Genomic DNA, 16,148 nt, shown 5'->3' on the forward strand with positions numbered 1-16,148 from the left:
TATCCGCCAGATCCACGCACAAGGACGCCGTGATGAAAATTCTGTCTACCCTGATCCTGGCGATTGCCGCCGTTGTTTCCGCGTCACTCATCGCCAACGGCCTGACCGGGCTACGCACCGGAGACCGTTTCGTCACCGTCAAGGGCGTTGCGGAACGGGAGGTGCAGGCGGACCTCGCACTCTGGCCCCTGCGTTTCGTCGCTACCGGCAACAGCCTGGACGAAGCCCGCGAGAAGGCCCGCAGCAGCCGCGAAGCCATTATGGCCTTCCTCAAGCTGCAAGCCATCGACACAGACGCAGTGGAACTGCAACGCCTGGACGTTACGGACACCCGCGCCAATCCCTACCAGGAAAGCAACGGCCAGAAGTTCATCATCAACCAGACCCTGATGGTTCGCAGCGACGACATCGATCGCATTCGCCAGGCCGCGCAGTCTGTCAGTGAACTGGTGGATTCCGGCGTCATTCTGTCATCCGATTATGGCCCAGGCGGGCCGACTTACCTGTTTAACCGGTTGAACGACATCAAACCCGAGATGATTGCCGAGGCCACCGCCGCCGCCCGCGAGGCCGCCGCACAGTTTGCCAGGGATGCAAAAACTGAATTGGGGAACCTGCGCCGCGCCAATCAGGGCGTGTTCCAGATCCTGGCCCGAGACCAGGCACCAGGCGTCAGCGAAGGCCAACAGCCGATTAAAACCGTCCGGGTGGTGACCACCGTGGAGTACTATCTTAAATAGACAGTCGCCACCGGCTACTGGGTCTGCACCATTTCATCGGTAACCTGATAGCGGCCGGCCAGCCAATGCAGGATCTCGCTGGCGGCCGGGTGATCAAAGCGGCCATAACATTCCGTCAGCGCCTGATGGCGTTCGGTACTGAGCCTATGCAAGCCGGCATCCTGCAACAGGAGCAGATCGGCCTGTACCTGCTGCGCCAACTCTTTGCCCAACACTTCCTCGGCGGCCAGTTGGAAGGCCTTGCCATACTGGTAGCCGGGCCCCTGTTCGTAGCTACGGGCCAGAGTGATGGCCGGAATCGTAGTGAGCGTTGGCTGTAACGCGGGATTAATGGCGTGGCCCGAGAGATACGGGCCGTTGGCCGCCGGCCGGCCGGTAAATGCCCGCAGGTGCAGATGCCGGGACATACGGTCACCGTCGTTCACCGGGTAGTTATCCCACAGCACCGGCTTGCGCCCCAGCGCTTCTGAAACACGCTGCAGGTGGCCCGGCGATATCTCCCGCGAACACACCTCCTCGCCCGTCCAGAACACCTGCACGGACGGGTCCAGTGCCTTGCCTAGATCTTCCAGGTAATGCTCGGGACGAGGACCAAACACCCGGTCCAGCACCGGATCATCGGAGTAGTAGCTGGGGCAGACGGTCAGTTGGTCCGCTGTACTGCGTTCTGCCACCCAGTGAATGATGTCCGCCTGTCTGGCCGCCAGTTCCGGTGTATCGCTTTTCATGTCATCAAACAGGATCGCCAGATCGGTGATACCCAACTGATCAAACGCTGCCAGTTTTTGCGTCAGCGCGGTTTTCGCCGAGCCATCGAAATTGTTGAACACCTCGAACGGGCTCAGGCCAATGCCGAACCGGACTCCGTGACTGCCACAAAACCGGGCGAAATCAGCCAGCTCATCGGCCTCCGCTTGCGGATGCGGCTCGTTCCACCGGCGCCTGAGAAAAGCATCCGCCTTGGGTGCGTACCAATAGTTCCGATAACCATGGGGAGCCAGTGCCGCAACCAGCTGCCGACGCTCTTCCCAGCTCCACAACGGGCCATAGAAGCCTTCGATGATTCCCAGTGGGGGTTGCTCTGCCATTGGCGTTTCCATTTCGCGAGTACACAGATGGTTTACCGTCCAGAGGGTATCTCATCAGGCCGTGGGGGTCACCGGACAAGTTTAGCAATGTCGGCTAGACTTCTCGTACTGATGATGTAGTGATGAGTAGTAATGAGCAGTGGCGATTCACATCCGCTCTCCGATTACCCATGTGGATAAGGAGCCTGGCAAATGGACATTAAAAGCTTTGAAGACCTGATTGAGTGGGCTCGCGAGCTCCACGCCCACCTGTCCCGATGTTTGTCGGAGTGCTCAACAAAAAACAAGGAGGAGCGAGCCCGGGCACTGCTGACGTATCTGTCGGACCATGAGGCCGAACTGGAGCGCATCACGGCGGAGTTCGAGAAACAGGCCGATTCACGAGCCCTGAAAACAAGACTCTACGACTACCTGAACGACGAACACAAGGCCATCAAAACCCACCGCACCTGCGATGATCATTACGCCAGTCTCGACTTCGACAGCATTGTCCGCGAGGTGTTCGACTTCCATGACCAACTGATCGACCTGTATGACAGCCTGGCCGGCAAGGCAGAGATTCCGGAAGCGAAAGAACTCGCTGAATCCCTACGCGCCATGGAGGAGAACGAAGCCATGAGGCTCGCGAGGCAGATTGGCATGATGGATGATGTCTGAATTCTTCCACTCTCTGTACATGAAAACTGGAAATCGCGAGTCACCGATAGTACTGTATATATAAACAGTATCGGGAGTTTCCCCCATGAAGACTCGCGCGACACCCCTCAACCCACAGAACCGCTTCCAGCCCATAGTGACGGACCGCCAATACGATGATGGCTGGTATCAGGACCCCGCTGACGATACCTGCCCGGACTCACTGGCAACCGAAGTGGTGGATGAACAGGTGCGTACGATTATCAGCCGGAACCAGTCGCCGGATGTGCCGTTCGACCAGTCCATAAATCCGTACCGAGGTTGCGAGCATGCGTGCATATACTGCTTTGCCCGGCCTACCCATGCGTACTGGGACATGTCGCCGGGGCTGGACTTCGAAACCCGGCTGATCGCCAAACCCAATGCTGCGGAACAGCTTCGAAGGGAGCTCGATAAACCCGGCTACCGTGTGTCGCCAATTGCCCTTGGCGTGAACACCGATGCCTATCAGCCGGTTGAGAAGCACCGGGAAATTACCCGCGACGTCCTCAAGGTGTTGGTCGAGTATCGCCATCCGGTGTCCATTATCACCAAGGGGGCACTGATTCTGAGGGACCTGGACCTGCTGTCAGAACTGGCACATCAGGGCCTGTGTTCCGTTCGGGTCAGCTTAACCACCCTGGACAATACCCTGAAGCGCCAGATGGAACCTCGCACTGCAGCGCCGGCGACACGCCTGAAAGTCATCCGTGAGCTGGCCGCTGCCGGCGTACCAACGGGCATCATCCTGGGGCCGGTTATCCCGTTCATCAACGATCATGAAATTGAGAGCATTCTGGGGGTCGCAGCAGAGGCAGGTGCGGAACGGGCAAGCTGGATCATGCTTCGCCTGCCGCTGGAACTGGATGAGCTGTTCCAGGACTGGTTGCAGCGGCACTTTCCAGACCGGGCCAGTCATGTGATGAATCGCATGCGCGATTTGCGGGGTGGCAAAAGTTACGATGCCCAGTTCGGGCGCAGAATGACAGGAACGGGCCCCTACGCAGATCTTGTCCGCCAGCGCTTCGCAAAGCGCGCAAGGCAACTGGGCCTGAACCTTCATCAGGCAGAGCCCCTTAGAAGCGACCTCTTCAGGCGTCCTGCGGGTGAGCAGATCGGATTGTTCTAGACCGGAAACATTACCTCATGCTGACCAGCGGGAGAAAGTCGTAAGACCTAGGTCGTACAGAGGCGGGTTTTTCGTTCCGTTTCTTAACGTTTGTTGATAACTTGAACTAGAATTAGGAGTTACTTTCCCAGACAGAGGGAGAGGCTCTCAACACAATAACGACAAAAGAGGCTAGAAGAGCAATGAAGATCCGTTCTGTTCTATCCGCGGCTGTGCTGGCTGTAGCAACTACCTTTGCTTCCACACAAGCCCTCGCTCAAGACACGTTTACCCTGCGCCTGGCCGAGACCTGGGGGCCCAACTTCCCGATTTTCGGTGACACCACCAAACGGTTCGCTGAAACTGTCGAAAAGATGTCCGACGGCCGCCTGAAGGTCCGCATCGACTCGTCAAACAAGCACAAAGCGCCCTTCGGTGTCTTTGATATGGTCAAGGCCGGCCAGTACGACATGGGTCATTCCGCGTCCTACTACTGGAAAGGCAAAGTACCCAACACCCTGTTCTTCACAAGCATGCCTTTCGGCATGAACGCGATGGAACAATACGCCTGGTTCTACCACGGCGGTGGTATGGAACTGATGCAGGAGGTTTACGAACCCCACAACATGCTGTCGTTCCCGGGTGGCAACACCGGCGTTCAAATGGGCGGCTGGTTTCGCAAGGAAATCAACACTCTCGAAGACCTGCAGGGCCTGAAGATGCGTATTCCTGGCTTCGCCGGTGAGGTGTTTGCAGAAGTAGGCGTTAATCCGACCAACATCCCACCGGGCGAGCTTTACACAGCCCTGGAACGCAACACCATTGACGCGGTTGAGTGGGTTGGTCCTTCCCTGGATCTGCGTCTCGGTTTCCAGCAAATTGCAGACTATTACTACACTGGCTGGCACGAGCCCGCCACGGAGCTGCAGTTCCTGGTGAACAAGAAGGTATGGGAAAAACTGCCAGCCGACCTTCGTGAAATCATGCGCGTCGCTATGCGCACAGCCTCCTACGACATGCTGGTTCACTCTCAGCACGCAAACGCAGAAGCCTGGGCCAACATCAAGGAAGAGTACCCGAACGTACAGATCAAGAAATTCCCTGAGGAAATCTTCCAGGCCATGCACGAGGCCAACGAGAAACTCCTGAAAGAAGCGGCAGCGAACAATGAGCAAGCCGCAAAGATTGTAAAATCCCAACAGGAATATCTTGAGAAGAGCCGGGCCTACACGGACATTTCCGAGCGGGCCTACCTAAACACGATGGCAGAAGTCGAGTAACATATCGGCAGTAACTGAGCCGGGATCGCTCTAGCAGTGATCCCGGTTTTGTCGTTTATAGCAATTGAAAAATCGCCGGCTCGCTGGCGGAGGACAATCAATGCGTTGGATTATCAAGCTGGACGAGGGCCTGGCCACCCTGTCCATTTTTTGCGGCTGGGTGGCCTGTGCCGCAATGATTCTGATGGCCGGTAACGTCTTCTACGACGTAGTAGCCCGCTACGCTTTCAATGAAGTTTCGATCGGTATGCAGGAAATGGAGTGGCATCTCTATTCCGTGGTGTTCCTGCTGGGCATCCCCTACGCATTGCGCACGGACGGCCATGTTCGCGTAGACGTTTTCTACACCCGCTGGCGTGACAAGACCAAGGCCTGGGTCAACATCGTTGGTGCTGTTATCTTTGTCATCCCCTTTGCCTACCTGATCTGGAACTACGGTTACGATTTTGCCGTTGAGTCCTACAGCATGGGCGAAGGCAGCGGCGACCCGGGTGGGCTACCCCATCGCTGGGTGATCAAGAGCGTGATCCCGATTTCCGCGGTGTTTACCGGTATCGCCGGGTTCAACATGGTGACCTTCGCAATACGGGTTATCTCCGGCGACAAGACCTATGAGCCCAAGCACGGCGCGGAGGGTCTCGCATGATCGGTATGATTATGTTCGGAGCCGCCCTCCTCCTGCTGATGCTGGGCTTCCCGGTTGCCTTTACCTTTGGCGGCGTTGCCCTGTTTTTCGGGATCTATGCCGAAGGCATGGATCTGTTTGCTTTCATGCCTTATCGCATTATGAGCGTCATGCAGAACACGGTGCTGATGGCGGTGCCATTGTTCATCTTCATGGGTGTGGTCCTGCAACGCACGCGGCTGGCCGAGCAATTGCTGACCTCCATGGGCCGCCTGTTCGGTGGATTGCCAGGGGGCCTGGCCATTTCCACCATCCTGGTAGGTGCCCTGCTCGCCGCATCAACGGGCGTCGTCGGTGCCAGTGTGGTAGCCATGGGTCTGATCTCTCTCCCCGTGATGCTGGCCCATAACTACGACAAGCGGCTTGCAACGGGCACTATCTGTGCGTCCGGCACACTGGGCCAGATCGTACCGCCTTCGATTATCCTGATTATCCTTGGCGACGTGCTCGGGCTCCCGGTTGGCGACCTCTTCAGGGCAGCCGTTATCCCAGGTGTGGTGCTGGTCGGTCTGTACATCATCTACATCCTTGTTCTCACCCGCTTCAAGCCTGAAACCGGCCCCGCCATGCCGGATGACAGCGGACTGTCACGGGGCAAGGAAATCCGTGCAGCGCTGCTGGCGATTATCCCGCCGCTGGCGTTGATCATCGTCGTACTGGGCTCCATCTTTGCCGGTATTGCCACCCCCACGGAATCTTCGGCGCTCGGTGGTGTCGGCGCCGTGGTGCTGGCCATCATTTACCGCCAGTTCTCCTTCAAGATGGTGTGGGATGCCTCAAAGGACACGGTGAAGGTCACTGCCATGGTGTTCGCCATCCTCGTCGGTGCAACCGCATTCTCGATGGTGTTCAGCTACACCGGTGGCGATTACCTGCTGGAAGAATGGCTACTGCAGCTTCCCGGCGAAAAATGGGGTTTCATCATCCTGGCCATGCTGGTCATCCTGGTGCTGGGCTTCTTCATCGACTTCGTGGAAATTTCGTTCATCATCGTTCCGATCCTGGCACCAGTGGCGGAAGCCATGGGCATCAACATGCTGTGGTTCGCGATTCTGATTGCCATGAACCTGCAAACCAGTTTCCTGACGCCCCCATTCGGGTTCAGTCTGTTCTATCTCAAAGGCGTATCACCACCCGGTGTACAGACCATCGATATCTACAAAGGGGTACTACCGTTTATCCTGATGCAGGTACTGGTGCTGGTGATGATCGTGATTTTCCCGGAATGGTTTGGCATGAGTTCGACCTACTGACGTCGGCGCCAGTCGACAGCACACCAACAAGCCGGGGCCGTGCAGCCCCGGTTTTTTCGCCCGCCATTCCCGCTTTTACCCCTTTTACCTATTGCCCCAATAGCAACCCTCCATTCTTTGGTGTGTGGGGGGATATGACAAAACACGCTTGTTTTCTATACTAAAGACGAAGCAGGCGATTCTCAGTTGTGATATCGGGACACGCCCTGATGCTGAATCACTGTCGGCCAAGCCCGCCGACTTCAGTCCGTGATTAACCAGCTGAAAAAGGGAGATATGTATCCATGAGCCAAAGCACCGCCCGGAAGCCCCCAGCGCCCACCAACGACCGACCGGAGGACAGGCCTCACGTCCTGACGTTGCCCCTGGAAGAGCAGCAGGCGGACCGTGAGCCTCACAGTTATGAACGCTGGCTGATCGCCAAGCTGATGCGCATGGCCGGGTCACCACCGCTACGGTTCCAGCTGTGGAACAATGAATTCATTGACCCCGAAGAAGGCCATGCCCGTTTTACGCTCAAACTGACAGACCCCAAGGCGCTGTTTACGCTGGTCACCAACCCCAACCTGGCGTTTGGGGATCTATACAGTGCGGGCAGGCTGCAGGTAGATGGCGATCTTTCGGAGCTGATGGAGACACTTTACCGCTCAATTCACAACGCCAGGCAGAAATGGCCCAAATGGCTGGAAGCCCTGTGGCGCAACCACAACCCCCGCTCTACTGGCGTTTCTGAAGCCCGGGAGAACATTCACCACCACTACGATCTGGGCAACGAGTTTTACCGGCTCTGGCTGGATCATGCCGAAATGCAGTACACCTGCGCCTATTACGAAACGCCGGATTTGACCCTGGAACAGGCCCAACTGGCCAAGCTGGAGCACGTTTGCCGCAAGTTACGACTAAAACCCGGCATGACGGTTGTGGAAGCCGGCTGTGGCTGGGGTGGTCTAGCGCGCTATATGGCCCGGAATTACGGCGTGAAGGTACATTCCTACAACATCTCGAAAGAACAGCTGACGTACGCTCGGGAAGAAGCCAGGCGTCAGCAGCTGGACCACCTGATTGAGTACGTTGAAGACGACTATCGCAACATCAGCGGCCAATATGACGCCTTTGTGTCCATCGGCATGCTGGAGCATGTCGGCAAGGACAATTACCTGGCGCTGTCGGAGCTTATCAGTCGTTCCCTGAAGCCGGACGGCCTGGCGTTACTGCACAGCATCGGCCGCAACCGGCCCATGCTGATGAACGCCTGGATCGAGAAACGCATCTTTCCGGGTGCTTACCCACCGAGTATCTCTGAGTTCATGGGTATCTGCGAACACAGCGACTTTTCGGTGCTGGATGTCGAAAATCTCAGACTGCACTACGCACAGACGCTGACCCACTGGATGGAACGGTTCAGAAGCAACATGGACAAGGTCACAGAAATGTACGACGGGCACTTTGCCCGGGCCTGGGAAATGTACCTCGCCGGCTCCATAGCCGCCTTCCGCGCCGGGTCACTGCAACTGTTCCAGGTGGTCTTCACCCATGGCGGGAACAACCAGCTGCCACAAAACCGCCAGGACATCTATTCGTCCCCCGCAGCTCCGGAGGCATAATCATGGACTACTACGACCTGATTATCGTAGGTGCCGGGCCTGCCGGCTCCACCCTCGCCCACGCACTGCAGGACAGCGGCAAACGCATTCTGGTAATCGATAAGCAGGACTTTCCTCGGGACAAGACCTGCGCCGGCTGGGTTACTCCTGCGGTGATGGACAGTCTCGATATCGACATCAACCACTACGGCACCGGACGAACCCTTCAGCCCATCCGGCGGTTCCGTATAGGCATGATGGGGCAATCGGCGGTGGAAAATGACCACGGTGAGATTGTCAGCTACGGCATACGACGCTGCGAGTTCGATGCGTTTCTTCTGGACAGGACAGCCGTGCCGAAGCAACTGAACACACCGGTCAAGTCCATTGTTCGTCGCGATGGCAACTGGGTGATCAACGATACCTGGGAGGCGCCCCTGATCGTAGGTGCCGGGGGCCATTTCTGCCCGGTGGCGAAGCTGATGGGAGACGGCCCCGGCAGCCACGAAGTCGTAGTGGCGGCCAAAGAGGTGGAATTCGAGATGACGCCTCAACAGGCCGAGGTGTGCGAAGCTCGTGGCGACACCCCCGAGCTCTGGTTCTGCCGCGACCTGAAGGGCTATGCCTGGGTGTTCCGAAAAGGTAATTTCCTCAATATCGGCCTTGGCCGGGAAGACAATCACAAACTGACCGAGCACCTCAACGCCTTCGTGGAGGAAATGAAATCCGAAGGACGCATACCGGCCGATTTACCGGGCAAGTTCAAAGGTCATGCCTACCTGCTATACGCCCACGCGGAAAGACAACTGGCCGATGACGGCCTGCTGTTGATCGGGGATTCCGCCGGCTTGGCCTACACCCAGAGCGGCGAAGGTATTCGCCCTGCCATCGAGTCTGCGTTGATGGCGGCGGACATTATTCGCGACCAGGAGGATTATTCCGCCCAGGCACTGCAGGCCTACGGCGAAGCTATTGCCAGCCGTTTTGGTAATCGCGCCATGCCTCAGGATGAGGGCTGGCAAGTGCCGGACTGGGTCAAAATGCCATTGGCCAGTACCCTGATGCGGTCTCACTGGTTTACCCGCAAGGTGGTCACCGAAAAATGGTTCCTGCATCAGCAGGTGCCACCACTGGCGACGGTCTCCCAGGGTTGAGAGAACGTATAGAACCGGATCGGGCAGTACCCGGTCCGGTTCTCCTTATCACGCCGACGGTCAGTCAGCGGCCAGTTCAATCACATCGATACCATACAGAGTGGTCGTGCCACTCACCTCGTTGCCTACCGCTAACATTGGCTTGCCATTGGGGCTGTCCCCAGCAGCGATAAAGGCAAGCCCCTCGGGCCCAAGATCACCCGCCATTCCACTCTCAAGATCGGTCTGGGAGGCAGAGAAGTCGCGGTTATTGAGGTACTGGACGAATTCCGGGTTCTGCGGATTGGTCACGTTATAGACCATGATGCCCCCAACCCGTTCAAGGCCGATAAAGGCAAAGGTCTGGCCATTAATGGTACCCACGGTGACCGCCTCAGGCTCTGGTCCCTTATCGTCGGAGCGGTTGTCGAACGCATTTTCGTCATTATTGCTGTTGAAATTGTCCGGGATCAGGCTCGCGGTAATGCGCTCGAATTCACTGCCGCTGTCGAAGACCCGCTCGCCGGTTTCCGACCAGATTGAAAACGAACGCGCACCGTAGGCGTAGAGCTCACTGTAGACACAGTTATTCTCCACATAGCTCCGGTCATACTCACCGCCCACGAGAATGACGTTGGCAGGATCGCTGGGCGCGCAGGAATTGCCAAAACCCAGGGTGGATGTGACGTTCAGGCGTCCCAGGTTAGCGTCTTCCTGCAACTCGGCAGCGTTCGGGAAGGCCATGGCATCCAGCGTCAGGTCGGCGACGCGGAATTCCTCACTGAAGCCGTCGTAATCCCGGGAATCACCCTCGTTGGCGGTGATGTAATAGGTTTTTCCGTTAAAACCGTAGCTGGTCATGGCATCCGGATGGTAAATGCCTTTCACCGGCCAGTTGCGAATGTTGATGCCGCTGTCGTCGTTGCTGGCATCCAATTCGTTGCCGATGATGCTGTGATCCTTGAAACCCAACGGAATAATGGCGGTAATCTCCCCGGCCGCGATGTCCAGTTCGGCAACGGCATTTGCCTCCTGCATCGCGACCCAGGCTTTTTCACCGTCGATAGAGATCGCTATGTATTCCGGCTCCAGATCCTGTGCCAGAGTGGCGCCCGGCCCGAACACTCTCAGGCCCTGTTCCATAAGTTCGGCCAGCTGACCGTTGAAGCTGGCGAACCCGGCCGTGGTGACCGTCGCCGCAGCCACGCCGTTGGACAGGTCAACAATGCTAACGGAACCCTCCGGGTCAACACTGTAGTCATCACTGGGTTCGCCCTCGTTGGCCACCAGGAGCTTGTGGCCATCGCGGGTAAACGTCAGCATATCCGGCAGGGCGCCCGCCTCTACTTCACCCACCTTGTTCAGGTCAGTGCTGTTATAGAACACCACCTTGCCGTTGTCCTGCTTGACGTTGGCTTCAATGGCGACGGCCACGAGATCGCCGTATACCGCCACGCTGTTCGCAGAAGCACCTTCGGCGGTGGCATCAATGGTGCTGAGCTTGACCGGCATCTCCGGGTCCTGGATGTCCAGCACGTCCACGGTCGAATCGTTGGCATTGATGACAAACAGACGCTGGTTGGCGGGATCGTGAGCCACGATTTCCGCTGCGCCTTCATCGAAAGCACCACTTGCATAGGTGCCGAGGGTATTCAGCTCAATCAGGGTCTGGCTGGTGCCGGGCGAACCGGTACTGCCATCGTCGCCGTCATCACCGTCGCAGGCCGCCAGGCCCAGGGTGGATGCGAGGATGGCTGCCGTAAGGAGTGAGTTCTGGAATGTCATGTTTGCCTCTTCTTCTGTCGTTACACGTGTGGTTGTACACGACACTTTATGGAGAAGAGGTGACAGAAATGCGTCACTTTTAAGTCAGAACTGCTCAGGGAAGGTGGTATCAGCAAAAAAATGGCGACCGTGCGGTCGCCATTATCAACACTTGCTCAAGTGATTGAGAGCTTCAAGGGCTTTATTGGCCGAGGTAGCTACGGTACATCCATACCGTCTTTTCCTGCTGAGAGATGTAGTCGCTCATCAACGCAACGGTGCCCTCGTCGTCCGCATCGCCAGCTAGGTGAAGCAACTCCCGCTGCTTACCAATCAGCTTGGCGAAGCTCTCCACGATGTTTTCAACAGCATCCTTACCATCGGCCACATCCTTTCGCTCAGGCACCTCGGATTTTTCGATGTAGGTGCTGTAGGCGTGTGCAGGCCTGTGCCCGAGGGTCAGCACCCGCTCGGCTATCTCGTCAATCTTCAACAGCAGGTCGTCATAAAGCTCTTCAAACTTGGCATGCAGTTCGAAAAAGTTGTCACCTTTGATGTTCCAGTGATAGCCACGAACGTTCATGTAGAAGATCTGGTAGTTGGACAGCAGATCGTTCAGTGCGTTCGCCAGGCTCTGGGTCTTTTCAGTGTCCAGACCAATAAAGTTCTTGCTCATAACGTGTCTCCTTGACAGTTACCGGAATGTACTGGTGGCTAATCTAACCAGGAATCGTGAATAGATAAAGTTTAGTTATCCAATCTTCTTGATAGCTCTTACTAATCTTTGGCAAGACCAAGTAATAGCTAAGGGCTATCAAAAATCTGCATATTATTTATTTAACAACGATTCTCAATTGCTGTTGAATGGACCCATATCCATCGCACTTGCGGAGCTGACTGACTATGAGTGCCCTGAAGATGTTTTTCCATGACCATGGTTCAAAGGGTGACAACTCGTTGCTGAAAACCATCACATTCGCCATTACCCACTTCACCGTGGCCTTTACCGTTGCTTACCTGCTGACCGGCGACATACTGATTGGCAGCCTGATTGCCATGGTAGAACCAGCGATTAACACGGTGGCCTATTTCTTTCATGAAAAGATATGGGCGCGGAAGCAGCAGATTGCAAGGGGCGTCTCTGGTGCGGAGGCAATCCCGGTTGCCCGGAGTTTCTGATCAGGGCCATTTCCCAGACTCTAACCACCCGGGCCGCAATCCAGGCAATGCTCAATCGGTTGTGGCCCAATATCCAGCTTGCGGTTGAGGTCACGCAATGCCGTACGAACTCCTTCCTCAATTACCGGGTGGTAGAACGGCATGGTCAGCATCTCGCTCACCGTCATGCGCTTCTGCAGAGCCCAGGCCAGCAAGTGTCCGATGTGTTCGGCTGCGGGGCCAAACATCTCCGCGCCCAGAAATAACCCACTGCCCCGCTCACCGTAGACATGCAGCAAGCCCTTATTAGCGCCAATAACGCGACTGCGCCCCTGCCCTTCGAAAGAAACCTCACCAACGGCATAACCACCCTTACAACGCTCATCGACTTCGTTGAGGGTCATCCCCACCGTGGCGATCTGTGGATCGGTGAACACGATGCCCAATGGCACCCGGCGCAGCCCCGCCCGCACATCCGGGTATCGAGCCGCGTTATCGCCGGCTATTCGCCCCTCATCAGCCGCCTCATGGAGCAGTGGCACTTCATTGTTGGCATCTCCAGCGATAAAGATATGACTGTCACCGCACTGAAGCGTGTAATGATCGAACAGCGGTGAGCCATGATCATCCTCGGCAATATCCGCGTTCTGTATATCCAGACTGTCGACATTGGGGCGACGCCCGGTGGCTGCCAATAGATAGTCGAAAGTTTCCGTGGTTTCACTGCGATCCGCTCCCGAAAAGCGAATACGCACGCCGTCGTCCGTTCGCTCAACCGACCGGACCTTGGCGCTGGTATCCAACGGAAATTCTTCATTGAATGTTTTCAGCGCGTAGTTGCGAATCGCTTCCTCCTGAAGCGGCCCAAGACTTCCGCTGACACCAAACATCCGCACCCGAACCCCCAGCCGACTGAGCGCCTGCCCCAGTTCCAGGCCGATTATGCCGGGACCGAACACGGCAACGGACCCAGGCAGGTCGTCCCACTCGAAAATGTCATCATTCACCACCAGTCGGTCCTTGGCGTCCTTGAGAAAGCCGGGGATGTTCGGCCGGGAACCGGTGGCAATGACCACACGGGCGGCTTCCACCTCCACTTTCTCGCCGACAACAATTCGGTGAGGCGACAGGAACCGGGCCTGGCCGCGAAGCCGGTGAGCCTCGGGAAACCCCTCTACAGCCTCCACCACAAAGCTGACGAACCGGTCCCGCTCCCTGCGGACACGCGCCATCACCTCCTTGCCATCAATTCGGATGTCACCGGGATGAACACCAAACGTAGGTGCCTTGTGCAATTGATGGGCACTGTCGGCCGCCGCAATCAACAGCTTGCTGGGCATACAGCCGACACTGGCACAGGTGGTACCGTAGGCACCCCCTTCAATCAAAACGATATTATCCGTATGCTTTCGGGCAGCGCGATAGGCGCTCATGCCAGCGGTACCCGCGCCAATAACAGCGACATCCACTTTGCGTTTTTCCACGTCTACAACTCCCCTCACCGCCTACAAATTTCATGGTTCTGCCTCAGTATAGGAGTGAATACGGGAAACCGTTCAGTTGCCAACCAAAGACGTCGCAGCATTCGATGCGGGACTTTTTCAACCGCGCCTTCTAGACTGGCGCCCTGTAACGGAGCTTTCCTGGAGATAAAAGGTATGCACAACTACTGGCCGGAATTCATCACCGTCGCCCTCGTTCATTTCCTGGCCGTAGCCAGCCCAGGGCCAGACTTTGCCGTGATGCTTCGCCAGGCGCTGTGCCAAAGCCGTCGCAACGCCCTGCTGACGGCCTTCGGCATTGGCACGGGAATTCTGATTCACGTGGGGTATTCCCTGCTGGGCATTGGCCTGATCATCCAGCAGTCGCTGGTGCTGTTCAGCATTCTCAAAGTGGTTGGCGCCCTCTATCTCACCTGGATCGCGATACAGTGTCTGCGCTCGAAAGCCGGCGGCATTCATGTCGAAACGGCAAACGGTGGTCGGCAAAGCGGTTTCGCGGCCTATCGGCTGGGTTTTCTGACCAATACCCTGAACCCGAAAGCCACGCTGTTCTTCGTATCACTCTTTTCCGTGATCATCAGCCCGGGTACGCCGATTGCGATTCAAACGGCTTATGGCGTCTATATGGCAGTGGCCACCGGCCTGTGGTTCATGGCCGTGGCGGTATTCTTCACCCTGCCGCAGATCCGCAGGGGGTTTAACCGTTTCGGCTATTGGCTTGACCGGCTGATGGGGGGCGTTCTGTTGTTACTGGCGGGGCAGTTGCTGTTTTCAACAGTGTCTGGGGACGGGGGCGAGGCCCTTAACCCCGGCCAGGACTGAGAGCCGATTGCCTGAGCCAGGCGGGTAGCCTTGGCCAGGACACGCCCACAAGCACGTCCATGTGGGGCTCGGTCGCGCCATCCCTGGCGCTCCACGGTCCTGACCAAGGCTACCCGCCCGGCACATCGGAACTGGGTGATATCTCCCGTTAAATCGATCTGAGCAATTCTTCCGTTTGCTTCCAGCCAATGCAGGGATCCGTTAGGGAACATCCGTAAATTAAATCGTCGCTGTCATTTTGACGCCCTTCTTCAAGAAAACTTTCCAGCATCAATCCAACAATATTTCGGTTACCCGACCGCTTCTGGAACATGACTTCCTTCGCTATCTCCAGTTGCCGCGATGATTGCTTTTGAGCGTTATCATGACTGCAATCGACCATCACCGAAGCAGAAACACCTGCGCTGGACAAGGCATCCACGGCCTCGCGGACACTCTCCGCATCGTAGTTTGTAATACCTCGCCCGCCCCGTAATACCAGGTGTGTATCGGGGTTGCCCTCGGTGGTAATCATCGCGGGTGCGCCATGACTGCCTATGCCGAACCGGTGATGGGGATGGGCCGCTGATTTCATGGCGTTGATGGCAACGCCAATGCTGCCGTCGGTGCCGTTCTTGAAACCGGTCGGCATCGGCAGACCGCTGACCATTTCACGGTGAACCTGGGACTCAGTGGTGCGGGCACCGATGGCGGTCCAACTAACGAGGTCACCAAGGTAATCCATGGCGAACGGGCTCAGGGCTTCCGTGGCCAATGGCAGGCCCATGTCTGACAGGTTCAACAGCAGGCGCCGGGAACGCAGCAAGCCTTCGTTGAGATTTCCGCTGCCAGTGCGCTCCGGGTCATAGAGCAGGCCTTTCCAGCCAACGGTGGTTCGGGGTTTTTCGAGGTAGGTACGCATCACAATCAGGAAACGGTCGCTGACATCATCCGCCAGCGCTTTGAGCTTCTCGCCATACTCCAGTGCCGCCACTTCGTCGTGGATGGAGCAGGGGCCAACGACCACCAGCGTTCTCGGGTCCTCGCCGTTGAGTATCCGGCGAACAGCATCCCGGTGCTGGCGAATCCGCGCCTGAATGTGAGCAGGAACCGGCAGGCTGGCTCGCAGTTCGGCAGGTGTCGGCAGCGGCACTTCCCGGGTTCCCGGCTCAGCCTCTGATGGCTGCTGGGTCTCGTTCAGTGTCTCGATGTTCAGCGACATGTTCATGGTCAGTGTTCCCGTTTCCCTGTGTCAGAATCAAAAAAGCCCCGGCTGGTGGCTACCAGTCGGGGCTTTTTGAGTCCGGTGGCAGCCTGGGTTTCTGCCGGGCTGCCTTCCTCGTTATTCGGTCGATGAAGATCTTATGGGCGGCCCGGG

15 protein-coding genes are annotated in these 16,148 nt (G+C 57.0%); 10 read left to right on the forward strand and 5 right to left on the reverse strand.

Features of this window, described 5'->3' with window-relative positions; translation table 11 throughout:
* Positions 1 to 32 precede the first annotated feature (32 nt).
* Complete coding sequence (locus JJO78_RS14370) at positions 33 to 740, forward strand: SIMPL domain-containing protein (protein ID WP_075194247.1); 708 nt, start codon at positions 33 to 35, stop codon at positions 738 to 740.
* 14 nt (positions 741 to 754) lie between these two features.
* Here the strand turns inward: JJO78_RS14370 and JJO78_RS14375 are convergent, their stop codons facing one another.
* Complete coding sequence (locus JJO78_RS14375; protein WP_075194246.1) at positions 755 to 1,828, reverse strand: beta-N-acetylglucosaminidase domain-containing protein; 1,074 nt, start codon at positions 1,826 to 1,828, stop codon at positions 755 to 757.
* Between the two features lie 192 nt (positions 1,829 to 2,020).
* Between JJO78_RS14375 and JJO78_RS14380 the strand changes: the two genes are divergently transcribed.
* The 7 genes from JJO78_RS14380 to JJO78_RS14410 all read left to right on the forward strand — a co-directional run bounded on the left by JJO78_RS14380 (position 2,021) and on the right by JJO78_RS14410 (position 9,566).
* Positions 2,021 to 2,485, forward strand: coding sequence for an ATPase (locus tag JJO78_RS14380; protein WP_075194245.1), 465 nt, complete (start codon positions 2,021 to 2,023; stop codon positions 2,483 to 2,485).
* Positions 2,486 to 2,570: 85 nt separating this feature from the next.
* The gene (locus JJO78_RS14385; protein ID WP_075194244.1) at positions 2,571 to 3,632 is read left to right on the forward strand and encodes a PA0069 family radical SAM protein; all 1,062 of its coding nucleotides are present in this window, start codon (positions 2,571 to 2,573) and stop codon (positions 3,630 to 3,632) included.
* 182 nt (positions 3,633 to 3,814) lie between these two features.
* Positions 3,815 to 4,891 carry a TRAP transporter substrate-binding protein gene (locus tag JJO78_RS14390; protein WP_075194243.1) on the forward strand — a complete coding sequence of 359 codons (1,077 nt, stop codon included), beginning with the start codon at positions 3,815 to 3,817 and terminating at the stop codon, positions 4,889 to 4,891.
* Between the two features lie 100 nt (positions 4,892 to 4,991).
* Positions 4,992 to 5,537, forward strand: a complete 546-nt coding sequence (locus JJO78_RS14395) for a TRAP transporter small permease subunit (protein WP_036211047.1) — start codon at positions 4,992 to 4,994, stop codon at positions 5,535 to 5,537.
* Positions 5,534 to 6,829 (forward strand): TRAP transporter large permease, encoded by a 1,296-nt coding sequence (locus JJO78_RS14400; protein ID WP_075194242.1) that lies wholly within the window; start codon positions 5,534 to 5,536, stop codon positions 6,827 to 6,829. The genes JJO78_RS14395 and JJO78_RS14400 overlap by 4 nt, the downstream gene beginning before the upstream one ends.
* A gap of 284 nt (positions 6,830 to 7,113) precedes the next feature.
* Positions 7,114 to 8,433, forward strand: coding sequence for an SAM-dependent methyltransferase (locus JJO78_RS14405; RefSeq protein WP_075194241.1), 1,320 nt, complete (start codon positions 7,114 to 7,116; stop codon positions 8,431 to 8,433).
* Positions 8,434 to 8,435: 2 nt separating this feature from the next.
* A complete protein-coding gene (locus tag JJO78_RS14410; protein WP_036211038.1) occupies positions 8,436 to 9,566 on the forward strand; it encodes an NAD(P)/FAD-dependent oxidoreductase in 1,131 nt (376 codons plus the stop codon).
* Between the two features lie 60 nt (positions 9,567 to 9,626).
* On the opposite strand, the gene JJO78_RS14415 is transcribed toward JJO78_RS14410, so the two are convergent.
* Positions 9,627 to 11,330, reverse strand: a complete 1,704-nt coding sequence (locus tag JJO78_RS14415; protein WP_075194240.1) for a choice-of-anchor I family protein — start codon at positions 11,328 to 11,330, stop codon at positions 9,627 to 9,629.
* A 181-nt stretch (positions 11,331 to 11,511) separates the two neighbouring features.
* Entirely contained in the window at positions 11,512 to 11,985 is a 474-nt protein-coding gene (locus JJO78_RS14420; protein WP_036211032.1) for a Dps family protein, read from the reverse strand.
* A gap of 227 nt (positions 11,986 to 12,212) precedes the next feature.
* Here JJO78_RS14420 and JJO78_RS14425 point away from each other — a divergent pair, with 227 nt between their 5' ends.
* A complete protein-coding gene (locus JJO78_RS14425) occupies positions 12,213 to 12,488 on the forward strand; it encodes a DUF2061 domain-containing protein (RefSeq protein WP_051947074.1) in 276 nt (91 codons plus the stop codon).
* A 20-nt stretch (positions 12,489 to 12,508) separates the two neighbouring features.
* On the opposite strand, the gene JJO78_RS14430 is transcribed toward JJO78_RS14425, so the two are convergent.
* Positions 12,509 to 13,951: a dihydrolipoyl dehydrogenase gene (locus JJO78_RS14430; protein ID WP_036211029.1), complete on the reverse strand. Its 1,443-nt coding sequence runs from the start codon at positions 13,949 to 13,951 to the stop codon at positions 12,509 to 12,511.
* Positions 13,952 to 14,125: 174 nt separating this feature from the next.
* Here JJO78_RS14430 and JJO78_RS14435 point away from each other — a divergent pair, with 174 nt between their 5' ends.
* The gene (locus JJO78_RS14435) at positions 14,126 to 14,791 is read left to right on the forward strand and encodes a LysE family translocator (protein WP_036211026.1); all 666 of its coding nucleotides are present in this window, start codon (positions 14,126 to 14,128) and stop codon (positions 14,789 to 14,791) included.
* A gap of 148 nt (positions 14,792 to 14,939) precedes the next feature.
* Here JJO78_RS14435 and JJO78_RS14440 read toward each other — a convergent pair whose 3' ends face one another.
* Positions 14,940 to 15,998: a 3-deoxy-7-phosphoheptulonate synthase gene (locus JJO78_RS14440; RefSeq protein ID WP_036211023.1), complete on the reverse strand. Its 1,059-nt coding sequence runs from the start codon at positions 15,996 to 15,998 to the stop codon at positions 14,940 to 14,942.
* Positions 15,999 to 16,148 lie beyond the last annotated feature (150 nt).

This window comes from Marinobacter sp. DS40M6, from assembly GCF_028581595.1.
GTDB lineage: Bacteria > Pseudomonadota > Gammaproteobacteria > Pseudomonadales > Oleiphilaceae > Marinobacter > Marinobacter salarius.